The organism is Mycobacterium sp., from assembly GCF_019243155.1.
GTDB lineage: Bacteria > Actinomycetota > Actinomycetes > Mycobacteriales > Mycobacteriaceae > Mycobacterium.
Genome location: NZ_JAFAUS010000071.1, coordinates 1 through 3,314, shown reverse-complemented (window position 1 = coordinate 3,314; position 3,314 = coordinate 1). Strand labels below are relative to the sequence as shown.

At 66.7% G+C, this 3,314-nt stretch carries 2 protein-coding genes and 1 pseudogene; all 3 read right to left on the bottom strand.

Annotation, left to right across the window (positions count from 1 at the left end):
• Positions 1-32: 32 nt before the first annotated feature.
• On the bottom strand, positions 33-1,037 hold the full coding sequence (locus JOZ00_RS03730; protein WP_293339797.1) for a glutathione S-transferase C-terminal domain-containing protein: 1,005 nt from the start codon (positions 1,035-1,037) through the stop codon (positions 33-35).
• A gap of 25 nt (positions 1,038-1,062) precedes the next feature.
• Positions 1,063-2,991 (bottom strand): acyl-CoA dehydrogenase family protein, encoded by a 1,929-nt coding sequence (locus JOZ00_RS03725; RefSeq protein ID WP_293339794.1) that lies wholly within the window; start codon positions 2,989-2,991, stop codon positions 1,063-1,065.
• 95 nt (positions 2,992-3,086) lie between these two features.
• A pseudogene (locus tag JOZ00_RS03720) lies at positions 3,087-3,314 on the bottom strand (cold-shock protein); the annotation flags it as partial.

Sequence of the window (3,314 nt, the reverse complement as noted above, 5' to 3'; positions counted from 1 at the left end):
GGGCACTAGCCCACCGACACGCACCCCACCCTTCACGCCCCGTGGCCGCTCGGCACTCGCTCGCCTTCGAGGGCCGGCCCCGCCGGCGTCCCGTCACCGAACGGCCTGCCGCCCAACGCTTCCCGGCCATGCGGTGCCAGCCAGTTGGCAAGGTCCGGACCCTTGGGCACGATCTTGGTGGGGTTGATGTCGGTGTGCACGATGCAGTAGTGCTGCTTGATCTGGACGAAGTCGACGGTGTCGCCAAAACCCGGCGTCTGGAACAGGTCTCGCGCGTAGGCCCACAGCACCGGCATTTCGCTCAGCTTGCTCCGATTGCATTTGAAGTGCCCGTGGTAGACCGGGTCGAAGCGAGCCAACGTGGTGAATAGTCGCACGTCGGCCTCGGTGATGGTGTCGCCCACCAGGTATCGCTGATTGGTCAGCCGGTCGCTCACCCAGTCCAGGGCGGCGAACAGTCGGTCGTAAGCCGCTTCGTAGGCCTGCTGCGAACCGGCGAAGCCGCACCGGTACACGCCGTTGTTGATCTCGGTGTAGACCCTCTTGTTCACCTCATCGATCTCGGGCCGCAGCCGCTCGGGATATAGCTCGGGTGCGCCGTCGCGGTGGTAGGCGGTCCACTGCGTGGACAGGTCCAGGGTCATCTGGGCGAAATCGTTGGTGACCACCGCACCCGTCGGGACGTCGACGATCGCGGGGACCGTGATGCCTTTGGGGTAGTCCGGGAACCGCTTGAAGTAGGCGTCCTGCAGTCGGGGGATCTTCAGGACCGGGTCGACACCACCGGGGTCGAGGTCGAACGTCCAGCTGCGCTCGTCGTGGGTGGGACCGCAAAATCCGATGGAGATGACGGGTTCAAGGCCCAGCAACCGCCGGACGATGATGGCGCGGTTGGCCCACGGGCACGCACGCGCCACGACGAGGCGGTACCGGCCCGGCTCCACCGGGTAGCCGTCGCGGCCGTCGGCAGTGATCCGCGTTTCGATGTATTTGGTGTCGCGGGTGAATTCGCCCGCGGTTGCGATGTAGGAGGCCATGTCTCCTATGGTCGCCCGCGACGGGTCAACCCGCCAGGAATCGCCGAGCCAAATTGGCTTCGGTCGACTCCCCCGCCTCCCAGGGGGCGATCCACGGTCCGGTGCCCTCCGACTGGTCGATGATGCCGTCCTCGAGCCACGTGTAGTGGCCCGCCACCAGGTCGCGGGTCAGCTGGACATCGTCGCTATCGGTGTTGTGCCACAACGCTTCGAACAGCGCGTCGACTCGCAGGGTCGCCTGTTGGCAGAAGGTGTCGGCCAGCTTGTAGGCCTGCCGACCGACCACCGGATCCGCACCGCGCTGGGCTTCGGCCCGCACGCAGGCCGCGGACATCGCGAACAGCTCGGCGCCGATGTCGACGACACGGCCCAGGAAGCCCTGCCGCTGCTCCAGCTTGGCCTGCCAGCGCGCCATGCCGTAGAAGGTGTTGCGGGCCAGCTTGCGACTGGAGCGCTCGATGAACCGCAGGTGCGGCGCCAGCGCCCCGAATTCGCCGTAGGCCCTGGGGTGCTGACCTTCACCAAACACCAGCTGCGGCAACCACTTTGCGTAGAAGCCGCTAGCACCGACGGCCGCCGCGGCCTTCTGCCGCAACCCCGTGTCGGGTTTCGCGAGGTCGCCCGCCGCGGCAAGGTGGGCGTCGACCGCCTCGCGGGCGATGAGCAGCTTCATGATCTCGCTGGACCCTTCGAAGATGCGGTTGATCCGCAGATCCCGCAGCACCTGCTCGACCGGCGCGGCACGTTCTCCGCGCGCGGCCAGTGACTCCGCGGTCTCATAGCCGCGCCCGCCGCGAATCTGCATGACCTCATCGGCGATGAGGCAAGCCATCTCGGAGGACCACAGCTTGGCCAGCGCCGCCTCGATCCGGATGTCGTTGCGCCCCTCGTCGGCCATCTGCGCGGACAGTTCGAGGACCGCGTCGAGTGCGTAGTTGGTGGCGGCGACGAACGAGAGCTTGCTCGCCACCGCTTCGTGTTCGGCCAACGGCTTGCCCCACTGCACCCGCTCGCCCGACCACTCGCGCGCTATCTTCAACGCCCACTTGGCCGATCCGGTCGCGCTCGCCGGAATCGAGAGCCGGCCGGCGTTGAGGGTCGTCAGCGCGATCTTCAACCCGTCGCCTTCGCGACCGACCAGGTTCTCGCTGGGAACCCGGACGCGGTGCAGCCTGGTGACCCCGTTCTCGATGCCGCGCAGACCCATGAACTTGTTGCGCCGCTCGACCGTGATTCCCGGTGAATCGGCCTCGACGACGAAGGCGCTGATGCCGCCGCGGTGGCCTTCGCTCTTGGGCACCCGGGCCATCACCACCAGCAGCTCGGCGATCACCCCGTTGGTGGTCCACAGCTTCACCCCGTCGAGTTCGTATGCCTTGCCGTCGTCGACCGGTGTGGCCGTCGAGGCCAGCCGCGCGGGGTCGGAGCCCACGTCGGGTTCGGTGAGCAGAAACGCAGATATGGCCCCAGCGGCACACCGCGGCAAGAACATTCGCTTCTGTTCGTCGGTCCCGGCCAGTTTGAGCGGCTCGGGTACCCCGATCGACTGATGGGCCGAAAGCAGCGCGCCGAGGCTGGGATGGACGGACGTGATCATCATCAGCGCCCGGTTGTAGGCCACCTGCGACATGGCCAGGCCGCCGTATTCGGACGGTATTTTCATGCCGAAACAGCCGAGTTCCGCCAAGCCTTTGACGTATTCGTCGGGAATCTGCGCGTCGCGTTCGATGACGCTGCCGTCAACGGTGTCGAGGAGCTCCCGCAGCTTGTCCAGGAACGCACGGGCGCGGGCATCGTCGGCGTCAGACGGTTTGGGGAACGGGTGTATCAGCTCCAGCGGAAAGCGACCGAGGAACAACTCTTTCGCGAAAGACGGTTTGTCCCAACCGGTTTCGCGTGACTCCTCGGCGAGGGCTCTCGCCTGCTCTTCGGTGACCTGCGCTTGCTGTGCCATCGCAGCCTCCCTGGTGAACGACGGTTAATGACGTGGGAGTACCCCATACGCAGGGCAAACACGCCGCGAACTGTCGATCTGGAGATCTCGCGCGGCTAGGCGTCGAGCTCCCGGGCCACTGCCTTGACGACCTCGGAAACCCGGCGAGCCGTCTTGCGGTCCGGGTAGCGGCCTTTGCGCAACTCGGGCTGGACGGTGCTCTCCAGCAACGTGATCATGTCCTCGACCATGCCGTGCAGCTCGTCGGGGCTGTGCTTGTGCTCCACGGACGGCTCGCGGCGGCCCTGGGCCTTGGTGAGGCTCGGCGGAGGCTCGATCAGCTT